This is a genomic window from Polynucleobacter sphagniphilus (assembly GCF_001953355.1).
Lineage (GTDB): Bacteria > Pseudomonadota > Gammaproteobacteria > Burkholderiales > Burkholderiaceae > Polynucleobacter > Polynucleobacter sphagniphilus.
This window is the reverse complement of the sequence record NZ_MPIY01000017.1, coordinates 323163-342137: the sequence shown is the minus strand read 5'-3', so window position 1 is coordinate 342137 and position 18975 is coordinate 323163. Positions and strand designations below refer to the sequence as shown.

Annotated in this window: 17 protein-coding genes; all 17 read right to left on the bottom strand. The window is 46.1% G+C overall.

Annotated elements, in window-relative coordinates; genetic code table 11:
• Window positions 1-13: 13 nt before the first annotated feature.
• Window positions 14-514: a peroxiredoxin gene (locus BOQ04_RS10535; protein ID WP_076024651.1), complete on the bottom strand. Its 501-nt coding sequence runs from the start codon at window positions 512-514 to the stop codon at window positions 14-16.
• Between the two features lie 116 nt (window positions 515-630).
• Window positions 631-1968 carry a cell division protein FtsZ gene (gene ftsZ, locus BOQ04_RS10530; RefSeq protein ID WP_076024650.1) on the bottom strand — a complete coding sequence of 446 codons (1338 nt, stop codon included), beginning with the start codon at window positions 1966-1968 and terminating at the stop codon, window positions 631-633.
• Window positions 1969-2016: 48 nt separating this feature from the next.
• A complete protein-coding gene (gene ftsA / locus BOQ04_RS10525; protein WP_076024649.1) occupies window positions 2017-3246 on the bottom strand; it encodes a cell division protein FtsA in 1230 nt (409 codons plus the stop codon).
• On the bottom strand, window positions 3243-4100 hold the full coding sequence (locus BOQ04_RS10520; protein WP_076024648.1) for a cell division protein FtsQ/DivIB: 858 nt from the start codon (window positions 4098-4100) through the stop codon (window positions 3243-3245). Before BOQ04_RS10520 ends, ftsA begins: the two co-directional genes overlap by 4 nt.
• Window positions 4101-5090 (bottom strand): D-alanine--D-alanine ligase, encoded by a 990-nt coding sequence (locus BOQ04_RS10515; protein WP_076024647.1) that lies wholly within the window; start codon window positions 5088-5090, stop codon window positions 4101-4103. It abuts the gene before it with no gap.
• Window positions 5091-5103: 13 nt separating this feature from the next.
• Window positions 5104-6540, bottom strand: coding sequence for a UDP-N-acetylmuramate--L-alanine ligase (gene murC, locus BOQ04_RS10510; protein WP_076024646.1), 1437 nt, complete (start codon window positions 6538-6540; stop codon window positions 5104-5106).
• Window positions 6537-7610 carry an undecaprenyldiphospho-muramoylpentapeptide beta-N-acetylglucosaminyltransferase gene (gene murG, locus BOQ04_RS10505; RefSeq protein ID WP_076024645.1) on the bottom strand — a complete coding sequence of 358 codons (1074 nt, stop codon included), beginning with the start codon at window positions 7608-7610 and terminating at the stop codon, window positions 6537-6539. Before murG ends, murC begins: the two co-directional genes overlap by 4 nt.
• On the bottom strand, window positions 7607-8878 hold the full coding sequence (gene ftsW / locus BOQ04_RS10500; protein ID WP_076024644.1) for a putative lipid II flippase FtsW: 1272 nt from the start codon (window positions 8876-8878) through the stop codon (window positions 7607-7609). The genes murG and ftsW overlap by 4 nt, the downstream gene beginning before the upstream one ends.
• On the bottom strand, window positions 8875-10458 hold the full coding sequence (gene murD / locus BOQ04_RS10495; RefSeq protein ID WP_076024695.1) for a UDP-N-acetylmuramoyl-L-alanine--D-glutamate ligase: 1584 nt from the start codon (window positions 10456-10458) through the stop codon (window positions 8875-8877). The genes ftsW and murD overlap by 4 nt, the downstream gene beginning before the upstream one ends.
• Window positions 10459-10507: 49 nt before the next feature.
• On the bottom strand, window positions 10508-11677 hold the full coding sequence (mraY, locus tag BOQ04_RS10490; protein WP_076024643.1) for a phospho-N-acetylmuramoyl-pentapeptide-transferase: 1170 nt from the start codon (window positions 11675-11677) through the stop codon (window positions 10508-10510).
• Entirely contained in the window at window positions 11668-13110 is a 1443-nt protein-coding gene (locus BOQ04_RS10485; protein WP_083657592.1) for a UDP-N-acetylmuramoyl-tripeptide--D-alanyl-D-alanine ligase, read from the bottom strand. The genes mraY and BOQ04_RS10485 overlap by 10 nt, the downstream gene beginning before the upstream one ends.
• Window positions 13110-14636 (bottom strand): UDP-N-acetylmuramoyl-L-alanyl-D-glutamate--2,6-diaminopimelate ligase, encoded by a 1527-nt coding sequence (locus BOQ04_RS10480; protein WP_233126769.1) that lies wholly within the window; start codon window positions 14634-14636, stop codon window positions 13110-13112. Before BOQ04_RS10480 ends, BOQ04_RS10485 begins: the two co-directional genes overlap by 1 nt.
• An 8-nt stretch (window positions 14637-14644) precedes the next feature.
• Window positions 14645-16417, bottom strand: a complete 1773-nt coding sequence (locus BOQ04_RS10475; RefSeq protein ID WP_076024641.1) for a peptidoglycan D,D-transpeptidase FtsI family protein — start codon at window positions 16415-16417, stop codon at window positions 14645-14647.
• Window positions 16414-16680: a cell division protein FtsL gene (gene ftsL / locus BOQ04_RS10470; protein ID WP_076024640.1), complete on the bottom strand. Its 267-nt coding sequence runs from the start codon at window positions 16678-16680 to the stop codon at window positions 16414-16416. Before ftsL ends, BOQ04_RS10475 begins: the two co-directional genes overlap by 4 nt.
• On the bottom strand, window positions 16677-17627 hold the full coding sequence (gene rsmH / locus BOQ04_RS10465) for a 16S rRNA (cytosine(1402)-N(4))-methyltransferase RsmH (RefSeq protein WP_076024639.1): 951 nt from the start codon (window positions 17625-17627) through the stop codon (window positions 16677-16679). The genes ftsL and rsmH overlap by 4 nt, the downstream gene beginning before the upstream one ends.
• Before the next feature lie 12 nt (window positions 17628-17639).
• A complete protein-coding gene (mraZ, locus tag BOQ04_RS10460) occupies window positions 17640-18068 on the bottom strand; it encodes a division/cell wall cluster transcriptional repressor MraZ (protein ID WP_076024638.1) in 429 nt (142 codons plus the stop codon).
• Between the two features lie 270 nt (window positions 18069-18338).
• Window positions 18339-18959, bottom strand: coding sequence for a 2-polyprenyl-3-methyl-6-methoxy-1,4-benzoquinone monooxygenase (gene coq7 / locus BOQ04_RS10455; RefSeq protein ID WP_198929333.1), 621 nt, complete (start codon window positions 18957-18959; stop codon window positions 18339-18341).
• Between the last annotated feature and the right edge of the window lie 16 nt (window positions 18960-18975).

Here is an 18975-nt window from a genome sequence, read left to right as displayed (position 1 = left end):
TGGTTGAGATTGATTAAAGCTTTTTCAATACAGAAGCAGCATCACTCACTTCAAACTTACCCGGAGCTTCGAGATCTAGTGTTTTAACAACACCATCTTCAACGATCATGGCATAACGCTGTGAGCGCACACCCAAGCCGCGAGAAATCAAATCAAATTCCATACCAATTTTTTTGGTGAACTCAGCACTACCATCACCAAACATACGGATCTTATTGCCGACGTGTAAATCACGGCCCCAAGCACCCATTACAAATGGATCATTGACAGAAATACACCAAATCTCATCAACGCCTTTCGCCTTGATTGCGTCAAAGTGCTCAAGATAGCCAGGCACATGCTGAGCAGAACAAGTTGGCGTAAATGCACCAGGTAATGCAAAAATCACAATTTTTTTACCGGCTACTAGCTTTTCAACTTCAAATGCATTGGGCCCCAAAGAACAGCCTTCAGTTGGCTCATTCAAAAATTCATAGAGGGTGGCATTTGGTAACTTTTGTCCGACTGCAATCATGGGATCTCCCAGTAAATAGTTGTTGTTCGTAAGTATGCCAACGCAAGCGCGGGATTCGTCGTCCGGAGGGGCGCCGCGCTGGCATTTCGCAACTATCTATTGTATTGAGCTGTTACTTAATCTGCTTGTTTACGTAAAAAGGCAGGAATCTCGTAATAATCAGCCCCTTTATCCAACATGGTTTTTGCCTGAGGTGAGCTATCAGCGCCTAGAGTTGGAGCAGCTGCAGTATCACGTGAACTACGGAATACGCGTGGCAAATCATATTGACTGTAATCAACACCAGTAGAAGCTGGTTGAGCAGCGGCTGGAGCAGCGCCAAATCCGGTCATTGCTAAACCAGCACTGGTACCTAATGCTGAGTCATTTACACCTCTACCGATTGCAGCAGCTGCACTGGTAGGCGCAAAACTGTTCAAATCAGCCATGGTTGGCATCGCATCATGTGTACCAGTCGCTTGTCTCCAAACCACTTCGGGTTGATTGCTTTGCCTAGCTTGAGGATTATTTAAACCAGTTGCCACTACAGTCACGCGCAATGCATCACCCAAGCTATCGTCATACACGGTACCAAAAATAACTGTAGCATCATCAGCAGCATAGCCGCGGATCGCAGCCATTACTTCACGTGTTTCAGATAACTTCAAGGAACGACTTGCAGTAATGTTAACCAACACACCGCGAGCACCAGATAAGTCTACGCCCTCTAACAATGGTGATGCAACAGCAGCCTCTGCAGCCAAGCGCGCACGATCCATGCCAGAAACAGTAGCAGTACCCATCATGGCTTTACCTTGCTCGCCCATCACGGTTTTTACGTCTTCGAAGTCGACGTTAATCAAACCTTGAACATTGATGATTTCCGCAATGCCTGAAACAGCGTTATGCAATACATCATCAGCACATGCAAATGCTTTATCAAACTCAGCATCTTCACCCATCACTTCAAAGAGTTTCTCATTGAGAACAACGATGAGCGAGTCAACATAGCTCTCTAATTCAGCAGCGCCTCTTTCTGCCACTTTTAAACGCCTAACACCTTCGAAGTCAAATGGCTTACTAATCACACCAACCGTCAAAATACCCATCTCTTTTGCTACTTGGGCTACGATTGGGGCTGCACCAGTACCCGTACCGCCACCCATACCAGCGGTAATAAATACCATGTGTGCACCTTGCAGAGCATCTGCAATCCGAGCACGCGCTTCTTCAGCGGAGGCCGCACCGATTTCTGGTTTAGCACCAGCTCCCAGTCCGCTAGAACCCAGTTGCAAATTCACAGATGCCTCTGAACGCACTAAGGCGCCAGCATCGGTGTTCATGCAAATGAACTCTACGCCGTTTACACCGCGACGAATCATGTGCTGGACTGCATTGCCGCCAGCGCCTCCGACTCCAACCACTTTGATAATGGTTTTGCCAGCTGTTTCTTGATCTAACATTTCAAATTCCATATACCCTCCTAGGTAATAAATTTACTACATTGACGACGACGAAAAAACTTAAAAATTTCCTGCAAACCATTCCTTCATGCGCGAGATCACTTCCTGAAATGCGCCTGACTGAGAAACACGACGGCCACGCAATAGTTGCGCCTGACCTTCCATTAATAAACCAATGCTGGTAGCAAATCTTGGGCTGCGTAATACTTCATGTAAATGCCCGCGATACTCTGGTGTACCAATACGCGCGGGGCGTAAGAAGACTTGCTCAGCCAACTCAACCATGCCAGGCATTAAAGTAGTTCCGCCAGTTAAGACCACTCCAGAAGAAACCATATCTTCATAGCCTGCATCTCGCACCACACCGCGGACCAAGGTAAATAACTCTTCAACGCGCGGCTCAATAACAGCGGCTAAGGCTTGCTTGGACATAGGTCGTGGCTCACGGTCTCCGACTCCAGGAACATCAATCATGGCGGTTGGATCGGCCATATCTTGGCGAGCAATACCATGCTGAATTTTCAAATCTTCCGCATCAATCGTGGGAGTGCGCAAAGCCATAGCAATGTCATTGGTGATTTGATCTCCAGCAATTGGAATGACTGCTGTATGACGAATAGAGCCCTGACAATAAATAGCAATATCAGTTGTACCGCCCCCAATATCTACCAACACAACACCGAGCTCTTTTTCATCTTCGGTGAGAACTGCCAAACTCGAAGCTAAAGGCTGCAAAATTAAGTCATTGACTTCAAGGCCGCAACGACGCACACATTTCACAATATTTTGGGCGGCACTGACTGCACCAGTGACGATATGAACCTTGACTTCTAAACGCAGTCCACTCATACCAATCGGTTCACGGACATCTTCCTGACCATCAATAATGAATTCTTGAACGAGAATATGCAGAATTTGTTGATCAGTAGGAATATTGATTGCTTTAGCAGTCTCTAATACACGCTCAACATCCCCAGGGCCTACTTCTTTATCCCGAATAGCAACCATGCCACTGGAATTGAAACTAACAATATGGTTTCCAGCAATCCCCGTAAATACCTGAACAATTTGACGATCAGCCATTACCTCAGCTTCTTCTAATGCCTTCTGAATAGATTGCACGGTTGCTTCAATATTGACGACAACCCCCTTTTTTAGTCCCTTAGAGGCGGTTTGTCCAACACCGACCACATTAAATTGGCCATCTGGGCCCAATTCAGCAACCAAGGCAACCACCTTTGAGGTGCCGATATCTAAACCAACCAATAAATCGCGATTGTCTTTACTCATTTACTTGTGCTCACTTTTTTACTATCGACATCGTTCTTTTTTAAATTAGCAGCCACTAAATGCACTGCAAATCCATTTGCATAACGCAAGTCCACTGCATCTACACGATTAGCCCATTTATCCTGTACCTGCGGCCAATACTTAAAAAGACGTGCAACCCGCTCTTCGGTAAGCGACTTATCAGAACTCTCTTCATCCCTACCAAATTCCACCTTCATGCCATTGGATAACTTAATGTGCCAGGCATAGCGATCTGACAAGGCCAAACTAGTTACCTCAGCGCCCCATGGCTTAAACCAAGCATTTGCTTTTTCATATAAACGCATTACTTCTTGGCTAGCATCATCAGGCCCAGAAAAATCAATTAGCGTGAGCTCATTGGCCACTTCGCTTCTATGCCCGGGAAAGATTTCACCGTGAGTATTCATTAGCGTGTCTCCATTTACACCACCCCAGGTGCCAAATGGTTTTTGCTCTTCAATACTGATAATCAGTCCGTTTGGCCATACCCTTCTTACATTGGCGTGTCTCACCCAAGGAAGAGACTCAAAACCACGCTTTACATCCTCTAATTTCACACTAAAGAAATTACCTTGCACTGTCTCGAGGACTTCTTGTTTGACTGCTGAACGATTGATATGTTGCAAAGTTTGTCCCGCTACTGGCTCAATTTGAACTTGACGCAAAGCAAATACGGGGCGCTGACTCAGCCAAACCAAAATACCAATACAAAGCATCACTGCAAAACAGCGCAATAAAAAACGGCTGAGCTTTTGCATCCGCTCAGGATGATTCCAAAGTGGCGACATCAGCGAGGCAAATACCTCTCCGGAGCGGTTCAGGAAGCTACTCATTTACTTAGCACCCACCTTATTTTTCAAAGTAGTGCCCAATATCCAAAGTACGAGATCGGCATATTCCACACCCGATGCTTTTGCAGCCATTGGGACCAATGAATGTGATGTCATTCCAGGTGAAGTATTCATTTCCAATAAATAAGGCTTACCAGTTTTTTGATCCAACATCACATCTGCCCGACCCCAAGTTCTACAACCCAGAGCGCGATAAGCTGCTACAACCAGCTCTTGAACGGCCAAATTGACTTCTGGAGCTAAGCCGGTAGGGCATAAATATTTCGTTTCATCTGAGAAATACTTGTGATGAAAGTCGTAATTTGCCTCTGGAGGAACAATTTTGATGACTGGCAAGGCTTCTGCATTCTCACCTTCACCCACAATAGGACAAGTTAACTCGTCACCAATAATGCAAGTCTCGGCAATGACCTTCTTATCTAAGCCAGCAGCCAATTGATATGCGGCTGGTAATTCCTCTACCGTTCTAACCTTTGTTAAGCCCAATGAGGATCCCTCATTTGCAGGCTTCACGATTAAAGGTAAACCCAAGTGCTGAGCAACCGCATTCCAGTCACTCTTGGCAGTAAGCTCTTCGTACTGAGGGGTAGATAAATGATTGCTGAGCCAAATTTGCTTTGTAACAATTTTGTCAATTGCTAAAGCAGATGCGAGCACCCCACTGCCGGTATAGGGAAGATTAAGGAGCTCCAACAAACCCTGAATCGTCCCATCCTCACCATAACGGCCATGCAAAGAAATAAAGACACGATCAAATTTTTCTTGGCTTAACTCAGTGGGGCAACGAAGACCCGTATCGAAGGCATGAGCATTGACACCCTTTGAAAGTAGCGCCTCTAAAACACCGTTGCCAGACATTAAAGAAATTTCTCTCTCGCCAGAGCGACCACCCAATAAAACACCCACCCTACCTAAGGCTTGAATATCTAGCTTGGCTAAATCCTCTTTGACGCGCTCACCCCAAGATTTCATCGAACTAGGCAAATTAGACATTTTTAGCCTCCGACAGTGTATGGGGCAAAGCAGAAATAGAACCCGCCCCCATCGTAATCACAACATCACCATTTTGCAAAATTGCATGTAACTTTTCTGGCATCTCAGCAACAGAAGGAGCAAATGCAACTGCTTGGGAATCCAATAATGACTTTGCATTCTTATCAGTTGTGAGAGCGGCTTTCATCAAGCTCTTGCCATCTGCTCCAGTAATCTGTGCTTCGCCTGCTGGATAAACCTCTGTCAAAACCAAAGCATCAAAATTGCGCAAGACTTGAACGAACTCACCGAAGCAATCGCGCGTGCGTGTATATCGATGTGGCTGGAAGGCCAAAACCAATCTGCGTTCAGGATATGCCCCCCGGGCAGCCGCTAAAGTGGCAGCCATTTCTACAGGATGATGGCCATAGTCATCGATCAAGGTGTAACTACCACCAGATGCCAGAGGAATATCACCATAGCGTTGGAAGCGACGCCCTACACCATCGAACTGGGATAAAGTCTTGATAATGGCCTCATCACCTACACCTAATTCAGTAGCAATAGCAATTGCAGCTAGTGCATTTCGTACATTATGTAGGCCAGGCAGATTGAGTTGAATTTCTAAGCGGCCTGGCTGATTTCCATGTCTACGAATAGTGCGACGATCAACCGTGAAATGCATCGTGGTGCCGTCTGCTCTCACATTCGAAGCACGAATATCAGCGTTTTCAGATAACCCATAGCTCAGAATGGACTGCGATACAAATGGAATAATATCTTTGACATTGGCATCATCAATACACAAAACTGCAATGCCATAAAAGGGCATCCGCTGAATAAATTGGACGAAGGCCTGCTTTAACCGAGCCATATCATGCTGATAGGTATCCATATGATCGGCATCGATATTCGTCACTACCTCCATCGCAGGAAATAACTGCAAGAATGAAGCATCTGACTCGTCGGCTTCAACCACAATGAAATCGCCCTGCCCTAAACGTGCATTTGCTCCGGCAGAATTCAGTTTTCCACCAATCACAAAAGTAGGATCTAGGCCGCCTTCTGCTAATACAGATGCAACCAAACTAGTGGTAGTTGTCTTGCCGTGAGTCCCCGCAATTGCAATCCCTTGCTTTAAGCGCATCAACTCACCCAGCATGACAGCGCGCTGAATGACCGGCACCTTGGCTGCGCGAGCCGCCAGAACCTCGGGATTATTTCCTGCGACAGCAGTAGAAATCACAACAGCCTCTGCAGTGCCAATATTTTTAGCGTCATGGCCAATATAAATTACGGCACCAAGCTCACGCAAACGTTTAGTGGAGATACCCTCAGATAAGTCGGAGCCGGAAACTTGATACCCTAAATTTAGCAAGACTTCAGCAATACCGCTCATGCCGGCGCCACCAATTCCTACAAAATGAATTTGCTGAACTATGTGCTTCATAGGCTGACTCCGGCACATTGTGCACATACTTCTGCCACTCGCTTTGTGGCATGAGGCTTTGCTAATGCATGAGCATATTGAGCCATCTGTTTGAGAGCACTGCGATCAAAATGTTGAATCATTAAAGCCAGATCTGTTGGATTGAGATTGTTTTGGGGCAATAAAATGGCTGCTTTTGCATCTGATAAAAATCGTGCATTAGCAGTTTGATGGTCATCAATTGCAAATGGAAATGGAATCAAACAAGAAGCAACGCCACAAGCAGCTAACTCTGAAACAGTCATCGCCCCAGAGCGGCAAATAACTAAATCTGCTTGGCCATATGCTGCTGGCATGTCATCTATAAATGCACGTACATCAGCCTGAACACCCAAGCTTATGTAGCGCTCCTGAAGCTCTGCCAAATGTTTTTCTCCAGCCTGATGAATGACGACGGGACGTGACTCGAAAGGTATTAAAGCTAAGGCGGCTGGAATCGTCTCATTTAATGCGGCTGCACCTAAGCTGCCACCTACCACCAAGAGTGCCAATCTTCCTTGACGTTGCTCATAGCGCACTGTAGGTGTAGCTAATACATCAAATACTTCTCGTATTGGATTACCAACCCACTCAGCGTTTTCCATCGTATTAGGGAAGCCTGTCAATGTGCAAGTTGCTATTTTTGCCAAAACACGATTGGCGCTGCCAGCCACAGAATTGGCCTCATGCAGCACTAGAGGACGCTTCAATATTTTAGAAACTAAGCCCCCTGGGAAGGTAATGTAACCACCCATACCCAAAACCACATTTGGCTTTAAGCGACGCATAATTTTCCAACTTTGCACAGCCGCACGGAATAAATTTATGGGCAACATCAACTTGGTTTTTAAGCCCTTACCACGCAAACCACCGAAGTCTACCGCTTCAAATGGAATATGGTGCGCACTCACCAGGCGATACTCCATACCGCTTGGATTACCAAGCCAAGACACTTTCCAGCCACATGTGCGCAAATAGCTTGCAACTGCTAAGCCGGGAAAAATATGTCCGCCAGTTCCACCAGCCATTACCAATATAGAGGGTTGAGTCATAACTTCCCTCCACGCATCAATATACGGTTCTCATAATCAATACGTAGCAACATTGCAATAGCTACTGCATTCATCACAATGCCAGAGCCGCCATAACTCACCAAAGGCAAAGTTAACCCCTTAGTTGGTAAAAGGCCTAAGTTCACGCCCATGTTGATAAAAGCTTGCCAACCAATCCAAATCGCAACGCCCTTCGCAGCTAAACCAGCAAAACTACGATCTAACTGCAAGGCGGTGCGACCAATTAAGAAGGCGCGACGCACAATCCAGTAGAACAAGAAAATGATGACAACTACACCAACAAATCCCAACTCTTCACCTATCACGGCCATGATGAAATCAGTATGGGCCTCAGGAAGGTAATGCAGTTTCTCCACACTTCCACCCAAGCCAGTGCCAAACCATTCACCTCGGCCAAAGGCCATCAAGGAATGGGTTAGTTGGTATCCCTTATTAGCTGCATTATTTACTTCCCAGGGATCCATAAAGGCTAACATCCGACCCCTACGGAAAGGTGACAAGGCAATCATCGTTGCGCCACTCATCAGGCCAACGACTAATAAACCACCAAATAATTTGGCATCAATGCCACCCAAGAACAAGATGCCAAAGGCAATTAAAGCAACCACCACAAAGGCACCCATATCGGGCTCTGCCATTAATAGACCACCCACCAATGCCACCGCAATACCCATTGGTAACATGCCCTTAACAAAGGAATGCAAATACTCTTGGCGCTGAACTGTGTAAGTAGCAGCAAAGATAACGGCAGCAAATTTCATCAGCTCAGATGGCTGAAAATTCATAATGCCCAAAGGGATCCAACGCTTTGCACCATTGACACCTTTGCCCAAACCGGGAACTAAAACGGCAATCAAGAGCAACACGGTAAAACCAAAAATAATCGGGGAATAGCGATCCCATACTTTTGATGGAATCTTAAATGTCCAAATACCCACGCCAATAGCGATCACTAAAGAAACAACGTGTCGAATCAGGAAGAAATTACTACTGTAGTTTGCGTATTTGGGACCATCAGCTAAAGTAATAGAGGCGGAATACACCATGACCAAGCCAATGAGTGTCAGAGACAAGACCGCCCATACCAATAACTGGTCGTACTCCATCATGCGTGAACGTGTTTGCTCCACCCCAGACACAGCATCGCGTAAACCGCTGCGGAAATTATCGATACCGCCTCTAGAGAAATTCCAGAAGCGTCCGAGACCCAAACGGCTTTCAGGGAATAGCTTATCTTTTAGACTCATGCATGTACCCCATCAAATCGCATTGCCAATTCCTGCACTTCAGATGCGAATACTTCAGCACGTTCAACATAATCACGAAACTGATCCAAGCTTGCGCATGCAGGTGATAGCAGCACAATATCTCCAGACTGGGCCTGCAAGGCTGCTGCTTTGACAGCCTCTGGCAATGTACCGCTCATTACGCAAGGTATAGCCTCACCCAGAGCGCCACCAATGGCAGCGCCATCTTTACCAATGAGAAAAGTGCCTTTTACAAAACGCATTGCCGGATCACGCAGTGGACTGAAATCCTGACCTTTGCCATCGCCACCAGCAATTAACCAAATACGCTTACCTGCTTCGCTATTGCCTAAGCCATTTAGCGCTGCAACAGTGGCACCCACATTAGTTCCCTTACTGTCATCAACATATTCCACGCCTTCGATGATGGCAATACTCTGAACACGATGTGGTTCACCTTGGTAGTCACGTAAACCATGCAAGAGCATATTCATCGGTAGCCTAGCTGCTCTTGCTAATGCAAGCGCTGCTAAAGCATTCAAAGCATTGTGTCGACCTCGAATACGTAATGCATCTGCAGGAATTAATCTTTTTAAACGCAAAGGTTCATCTTCAACAATGGCACTCTTGCGGCGTCTTTTGGGTTGAGGTTCTAATTCCTCATCCACTTCAGCCCATACCAGCCAATCAATTCCGCCAGCACGCAGATCATGTTCAATGCCAAAAGCGCCCTGCTCATCGGGACGACTAGATCCAAAAGTCACGATGGATCTATCGGTCTTTTGAGCCTCTGAAATTAAACCCATTACTAATGGGTCATTGCGATTCAGAATGCAAATGGTATTCGGACCAAATATATTTGCTTTAGCGTTGGCATATGCCTGCATATCCCCATGCCAATCCAAATGATCCTGAGTGAGATTCAAAATTGTGGCTGCAGTCGCATTGAGCGAATGGGTATGAAGTAGCTGAAAACTAGAAAGCTCAAGCACCCATACATCTGGCATATCTTCTATTTGATCCGCACCATCCAAGGCGGACATCAATCTATCTAATGCGGCCGGACTAATATTGCCAGCAACTGCAACCTTCTTGCCAGCACGCTCACATAGGCGCCCTGTTAAAGCGGTAGTTGTAGTCTTACCATTCGTACCAGTAACAGCCAAAATAGCTGGTTCATATTTGCTGTCATGGGCCTGGGCAGTCCGGCCCATGGCCGCAATTGCTCTCGCAAAAAATTCAATCTCACTCCAAATATCAATGACTTCTTTTTGCGCTTGGGCCAAGAAAGATTGGGTAGGCTCTTGAATAGGCGATAAACCTGGACTAATACCAATTACCTCAACATTAGCCAAAAGAGACTCATTGAATACACCAAAATGCGCAGCTTGCAATCCAGCAAATTCAAGTTCACCAAGCCAGGCTAACTGACGGGGGCTTAACTGCTCGCGAGCACGGGTATCAACCAATGAAACTTTCGCGCCATTGCGTAAGCACCACTTTGCCATAGCAACACCCGACTCACCCAATCCCAGTATGAGGAAATTGTTAGGAGCCTGATAACCCTCATCATTTAGCATGATTGGATTAGCAAAAGTGTTTTCTAAGTTATGCATTTTTCTATCGGGCTTACCGTAATTTGAGACTGGATAAGCCAATCAAAACTAAAAGAATCGTAATAATCCAAAAACGCACTACTACTTGGGTTTCTTTCCAGCCGCCCAATTCAAAGTGATGGTGCAGCGGGGCCATCCGGAAAATTCGACGACCAACTCCATAATGCTTTTTAGTTACCTTGAACCAAAAAACTTGCAGCATCACTGAAAATGTCTCTGCAACAAAAATGCCGCCCATTACAAAGAGAACTATCTCTTGTCGCACGATTACGGCAATCGTGCCTAAAGCCCCACCCAATGCCAGCGCTCCAACATCACCCATGAAAACTTGAGCGGGATGGGTGTTGTACCAAAGAAACGCTAAACCAGCGCCGCCCATGGCGCCGCAAAAAATCATCAGTTCACCAGCGCCTGGAATATATGGAAACAAGAGATATTTCGCATAAATTGCATTACCCATTACATAAGCAAAGGCACCTAATGCAGCCCCTACCAATATCACTGGCATGATGACCAAGCCATCAAGGCCATCGGTCAGATTAACTGCATTGCTACTACCAACGATGACGAGGTAGCTCAAAATAATGAATCCCATTACACCTAAGGGATAACTAATCTCCTTCATGAATGGAATTAATAAATTTGACTTGGCTGGTAAATCAAGTGCAAAACCACTTCTTAGCCAATCAAAAAATAACTGGAGCACCCTTAAGTTATTCACTTCTGAAACCGAGAAGGCCAAATAGATCGCAGCAAATAGGCCAATTAAGGTTTGCCAAAAGAATTTTTCTCTTGAAGCCATGCCTTTAGGATCTTTGTAAACCACCTTCCGATAGTCATCAACCCAACCAACCAAACCGAAACCAAAAGTGACAATCATCACAATCCAAATAAAACGATTGCTGATATCCGCCCAAAGCATGCAAGAGACAAAAATGGATAGCAATATCAATACGCCACCCATGGTGGGCGTGCCGGATTTCACCAAATGGGTTTGAGGTCCATCCGTCCGTACTGCTTGACCCATTTTTAATGCAGTCAATTTACGAATCACCCATGGACCCGCTGCCAAACCAATTAATAAGGCAGTTACCGTTGCCATTACCGCTCTAAAAGTGATGTAATTAAAGACGCGGAAAAATCCATAATCGTCTTGCAACCATTGCGCCAAGATCAAGAGCATGTTTTAGCCTCCCCTAATAAGGCTTTTGCCACACGCTCCATACGCATAAAACGTGAACCTTTAACCAAAATTGTTAACTTAGTATTGCCGCCCTCTGCCTGTAATACTTCAAGCAGGGCCGCATTTAATTTCTCTACATCTGCAAAATGCTCAGCCTTAGACGAAAGATTGAATTTTTTCGTCGTTTGCTTAAAACCCTCAACCGCTTTTTGCGATTGCTCACCTAGCGCAAACAGTCGGGCAACACCTTGAGCAGCAGCATATGAACCCACCTCATGATGGAATGCAGGCCCTTGGTCACCCACCTCGCCCATATCACCCAAAACCAACCAGGAGAAATCAGTCGTTTGCTTCAAAGCATCAATGGCAGCTCGCACAGAATCAGGATTAGCGTTGTAACTGTCATCAACCAGAAGATGGTTGGCATCTAAGTTCTTTGCCTGCATGCGGCCAGTAACAGGTATAAATGTTTCTAGCCCCACTTTAATATTCTCAAGACTGACGCCTGCACCCAAAGCAACCGCAGTTGCAGCCAGGGCATTGCGGACGTTGTGATTGCCCATGGTTTTTAATTGAACTTCAATAGAGCCCTGCTTTGTTTCAATTTGTACCTGACCATTACTAAGCAGTCTTCCAGTGACCGCTGCTTGCGACATCGCGCCATTAGAGAGCAAAGCAAAATCAATAATCTGGCGGCCGTGCGCGGCAGTTCGCCAAACGCTATCAAACTCAGAATCTGCAGGGAAGATTGCAATGCCATCCTTGGGTAAGGCTCGCAAGACATCAGCATGCTCTTGCGCTACAGCAGCCACTGTAGCCATAAACTCTTGATGCTCACGTTGCGCATTGTTAATGAGCGCAATATTTGCAGCAGCAATATGAGCCAGTTGCGCGGTTTCACCAGGATGATTCATTCCCAGCTCAATGACTGCCAAGTGATGAGCTGGTCTTAGGCATAAAAGTGTTAATGGCAAGCCAATATCGTTATTCAGGTTTCCCTTTGTAACCAGAGCATGTGATTCACCAACTGCCGCCTTAAATATTGAGGCAATCATTTCCTTTACGGTAGTCTTTCCATTGCTACCAGTCACCAAAACCAAAGGCAGGGAAAATTTTGCTCGCCAAGCTTTGGCTAAAACGCTTAATCCGAGACGGGTATCTGCAATACATACCGCTGGAAGGTGTGCTGGGCAAGCTTCTTTTTTGCTAATCAGTGCAGCACCTGCCCCTGCTTTCGCAACATCGACCAAATAATCATGGGCATCAAATCGATCGCCCGCTAAAGCGATAAATAATTCTGCTGGCTCCACCTGTCGACTGTCAGTACCCACTGTACTCAACATAAAATTTCGCGCTTCCGCTTCAGAAATATTGATTAACTGACTGCCGGGCAGCATAGCGCAAATATCCGCAAGGGTTGTCATGACTGGCATCACACTCCCCCTCCGGCAGACAACTGAATATGTTGCTGGTCAGAGAAGTCGAACTTCTTGCCATTGATCTCTTGTGTTGACTCATGCCCCTTGCCAGCAACCAGCACGAGATCGTGCGGATGGGCATGACGAACTGCAGACATAATGGCTGCAGCACGATCAGTAATCACTTGGACATTCTGAGCATCTACCCTCATCTCAGAGCGAATCATCTGAATAATACTTTCTGGCTCTTCTGAGCGGGGATTGTCACTAGTCAAAATGACATGGTCAGCATATTGCTGCGCAATTGCACCCATTTGAGGGCGCTTCGCAACATCACGGTCTCCGCCGCATCCAAAGACACACCAGATTTTTCCGCCACGCTCCTGTGCTACAGGACGCAAAGCTAACAGGGCTTTTTCTAAAGCATCCGGTGTATGCGCATAATCAACCACTACCATCGGGTGATTCTTATTTAATGGCACTATTTCCATACGTCCTGCAACAGGACGCAGCTTAGATAGTCGCAAGCTAGCTTCTGTGCTAGTCAAACCCTGGGAAAGGAGGGCCGTCCACACAGCCAAACAATTACTTAAATTGAATTGCCCAAGAACGGAAAGGTGAATCAAATCAGAAGCAAGTCCTTCACAGCAAAATAACGCCTCATACCCAAGATGACTTAACTTGTAATCCTTGACATAAGTCCGCAGCAAACGGTTTCCAAATTTCTCAAAACCTTTAAAAGCAACTTCATTTAAAGCATATCCCCATACTTTGCTGGTATTTTTCGCCAGCAATTGAATCGCTAGCTCACGCCCAAAAGGATCATCTAAATTTAAAACCGCATCTTCTAAGCCTGGTTGCTGAAATAGCTTTGCTTTCGCTTCCGCATAGTCAGCCATAGTGCAGTGGTAGTCCAAATGATCTTGGGTCAAATTTGTAAAGACAGCGCATTTGAATGTCACTCCTGCAACCCGTTCCTGATCTAAGGAATGAGATGACACTTCCATTGCCACTTGTTTAGCGCCACGATTTAGAAAATCTCGTAATTGAGTTTGTAGACGGGGTGCATCAGGAGTTGTATATCCAGTTTGCTCTAAGGATTCAAGAAAACCACTTCCCAATGTTCCTAATACAGCCACGCGATGCTCAGAAGTATCTAGTGCTTGTGCCAACCAGTGAGTGATAGTTGTTTTGCCATTTGTGCCAGTTACACCAATCACATCTAAATCTTGACTTGGATTGCCATACCACTGAGCGCACAAATAGCCCGCATGTGATGCTAAATCCTCTACTGGGAAACAGTTTGCTTGTCCTTCGTATTTAGCGCCAATATCTTTAGGGTCATACACCACTGCAGCTGCTCCTGCAGCTAAGGCACTAAAAATATATTGGCGCCCATCACGTAGTGCTGTGCCATGACCTACCGGATACGCAAAAAAGATATCGCCTACTTTGATTTGACGGCTATCGGCACTGATACGAGCCGATGCTGAACTGATGCTCTGCAAATGCGAAATAAGGTGAGGAAGGTCAATCATCATATCTACCTTCATTTCTTAGCAAGCACGTGTGATGTTTTGTGTGTCACACTATGAGCCTCTGCAGGCTCTACAGTTTCAATACTGGCTTGCCTAGTCGTAATATCTGGTAATACGTTCAAAGTACGCAGAGTTTCACTCACAATGGTCGAAAATACTGGCGCTGCCACATCGCCGCCGTAATAGCTTCCGCCCGTTGGCTCATCAATCATGACTGCTACTGAAATACGGGGTGCGCTGATCGGCGCAATTCCTGCAAAATAAGCGAGATACTTATTGCCGTAACCTTTTCCAACTAGCTTATGTGCAGTTCCAGTTTTTCCACCTACGCGATAGCCATCCACTTGAGCTTTCACAGCAGTGCCACCAGGGAGCGTTACCGTTTCAAGCATCGCACGCATTTCCTGGGCAGTCTTAGGGGAAATCACTTTGGTACCAGGTTTAAATTCCGGGCTGCGTTCGATCGTAATCGGAACCAACTCTCCATCACGAGCGAAAATAGTATATGCACGCGCTACCTGAAATAATGACCCAGAGAGGCCATAACCAAAAGCGATACGAGCTTGATCACTTTCAGCCCATTTTTTATAGGGATGTAAGGTGCCCGCTACTGCGCCACGGAAACCAATCTTGGGTGCTTGACCAAATCCAACAGCAGAATACATATCCCACATCTCTTCTGGTGTGAGATAGTTCATGGCAATTTTTGCAGCCCCAATATTGCTTGATTTCTGAATCACTTGAGCGATTGTCAAAGTTCCATTGGGGTGGGTATCGGTAATTGGTTTTTTACCAATCAAATAACTTGCGCCGATTACCATAGTGGAGCTAGGTGTAATAACCCCTTTTTCCAAAGCAGTTGAAACAGTAAACGGCTTAATAGTTGATCCAGGCTCAAACATATCTGTTAACGCCCGGTTACGCAGTTGCTCACCCGTGAGATATCTCCGATCATTAGGGTTGTAGCTCGGATAATTTGCAAGCGCTAGAATTTCGCCGGTTTGCGTATCAAGAACAACAGCGCTGCCTGCTTTTGCATGATGTTGCTCAACAGCATTTTTAACTGCGTTATAAGCAATATATTGAATCTTGCTGTCTACGGAGAGCTGTAAATCCTTGCCGTTTTGCGGCAACCGGTCAATACCCACTTCCTCAACCACGCGCCCCAGACGGTCTATGACTACACGACGCTGCCCAGCATGTCCAGCCAACGCATCCTCCCTCGAATACTCTATGCCCTCTTGGCCCTGGTCATTCACATTAGTGAAGCCCACCACGTGCGCCATTGCTTCACCTTCGGGATAAAAGCGTCGGTACTCGTTGTTCAGTCCAATTCCAGGAATTTCTAATTGCTTAATTTGCTGAGCGATATCAGGCTCAACCTGGCGCTTTAAAAATACTTGCTTACGTTCTTCACGTAATTTTTTCCGTAAATCAGCATCATTCATTTGCAACAGTGCTGCTAACTTATGGATTTTTTCAGCCGATAAGTCATCCGGAACTGTATCGATATATGCGATGATTGATTTTGCTTCTAGGCTCGTAGCAATGACTTGGCCATTGCGATCCAATATTTTTCCACGCGAGGCTGGCAATTCAAGTTCACGCTGTGTACCACGCACTCCCTTGGCTTCGTAAAAAGCATTACCCGGGCCCTGAATCCAGAAAGCCCGCAGCAAAAGCATCATAAATACAAAAAACAAAAGGAATAACATCAGGCGCGAGCGCCACATCGGCAAACGCAACACTAAATTGGGTGTAGTAGAAAAACCTACCGGCCTCATTTGGCCTCCTTCAGATAGACCGTTCTATCAGGAGAAATAGGCACCATGTTTAACTGATTACGCGCTACATCCCGTATACGAGCTGACTTAGATAAATTACGCTGCTCATACTCCAGACGCAACCAATCTTGATTTAAGCGACGCTCTTCAATTTGGGCTTGCTCTAAAGAAACAAATAATCTTCTTGCATGCTGTTGGGCAGCCACCAAAGACAAAGCGCAAACTAATAAGAGCGAAAGTAGAGTCAAGGTTGCGCGATTCATGCTGGCAACCCCATCCGCTTTTGAGCAACCCGCATGATTGCTGATCGTGCACGAGGATTTTCTTGCACCTCCTGCTCGCTCGGTTTCACTCGTGCGATGATTTCTAATGCACTTTGTGGCAAATCTTTTTCTCTTAGAGGCAAGCCTCGAGGCACCTCTACTTTCGCATGCGCTTGCATGAATTGCTTCACGATGCGATCTTCTAAAGAATGAAAACTAATCACCGCTAACCGTGCACCAGGTTTCAATAATTGCAAGGCTGCTTTTAAGCCTTGCTCTAAATCTTCTAATTCACGATTAATAAAAATTCGCAAAGCCTGAAATGTTCTAGTTGCCGGATCTTGTCCTGCCTCTCTAGTGCGCACAACGCCTGCAACTAAAGCAGCCAATTCGAAAGTAGTCTTTGGAGCAAGGCCCTCCTCTCGCTTAGCAACAATTGCTTTAGCGATTTGAAATGCAAAACGCTCTTCACCATATGTCTTAATCACGCGCGCAATTTCCTCCTGCGGCGCTTGCTCTAACCATTGTGCGGCAGTGAAGCCATGCTCGGTATCCATGCGCATATCGAGTGGGCCATTGCGACGAAAAGAAAAACCGCGATGTGCCTCGTCCACCTGGGGAGAGCTGATTCCCAAATCCAACAAAATGCCATCGACTGATTCTGGGCGTGCATATTGATCCATCTGCGCAAAACTGTCGTGAATGATTGTCAAGCGTGGATCGTTTATTTTTTTGGCAACCGCTATCGCATCGAGATCCTTGTCGAAGGAAATCATGCGTGCATGGGTAGGCAATTGCCCCAGCAATGCTTGCGTGTGGCCTCCACGACCAAACGTTCCATCGATCACCAAAAGCGGAGTGACTGATGTTTGTTTTTGAATGAGTGGACCGTCGACTAGCGCCGTCACCGCCTCGGCCAGTAATACTGGGCGATGAGTTATGTTCATGGTGCCATGTCATCAAAAATTAAATTGCTTGAGTGCTTCAGGCATGCCTTGCGCAATCGCGGCTTGCTCTTTTGCAGCATATGAGGCTGCATCCCACAACTCCAAGTGACTGCCCATACCAAGCAACATCACTTCTTTTTCAATGCCCGCCGCTGAGCGTAATTCTGGGCTCACTAAAATTCTGCCGGCACTATCCAAATCAACTTCAGCAGCATTTCCTAGGAAAATTCGGCGCCACCAATGTGCATCCATTGGCAACTGAGCCACTCTTGCACGAAAGGCTTCCCATTCAGGGCGTGGGAACAATAAAAGGCATCCATCAGGGTGTTTTGTAAGGGTAATGCGACCCTCACCCTGCACCAACAAGGCGTCACGATGCTTTGCCGGCACAGACATGCGGCCTTTTGCATCCAAATTGAGAGCTGACGCACCTTGAAACACTTTTACCCCACTTTTTCACACTTCCTCCCACTTTAGAGGATCAACATACTAGGGTCAAGTGTTTTTGGGTAATTTTTTGGGAATTTCTCTAGTGTTTACAAACACTTAGCGTCATGTCTTGATAAAATACAGATATTAAAATTACTACTTGAAACAAGGCCTTGGAAAATATACTTAAGAGTAGTTCTTAGCTATTTACCCATGTATTGCCAAAATATACTGTATTTAAGAACAGTATATTCAATAAAAAAGTACAAATAAATTATCGAATTAAATTCGGTAAGCGCTACTTGTCATTACTTTTGACATCAGCTGCATGATTGTCTTGATTGGACGAGGTAAATCCACCCCACCAGCTTTCAAGGCAGCCTGCCCATGCGCAAATTCATCCACACGCATTTGCTCAACAATCGCTCTGGATCGGCGATCTTCTGCGGGCAATTTTTTGAGATGGCTCTCCAGATGATTTTCAACTTGTTTTTCTGTCTCAGCTACAAAACCTAAACTCCACTTATCACCCGCTAAGCCTGCTACTAGGCCGATCGCAAAGGAGCCGGCATACCAAAAAGGGTTGAGGTAGCTGGTATGAGAACCAAGCTCTTGCAGGCGCATTTCACACCAAGCCAAGTGATCCATCTCCTCTTGGCCAGAGTGATCCAACATCTGCTGAATTTCTTTCTTACGGGCCACCAACTTTTGGGACTGGTATAGGGCTTGGGCGCATACCTCGCCCACATGATTGACGCGCATCAGGCCAGCAGCATGCTCGCGTTCACTCGCATCTAAAAACGAATTGCTTGTGTGTTCTGAGCCAGGCGTTGGGCGCTGAGAATTTGCACCCCCCACGACCGATCGCAGGGCGGTATCAAATTCAATAATGAGGCGATCAATGGGGGTCATTAGAAAA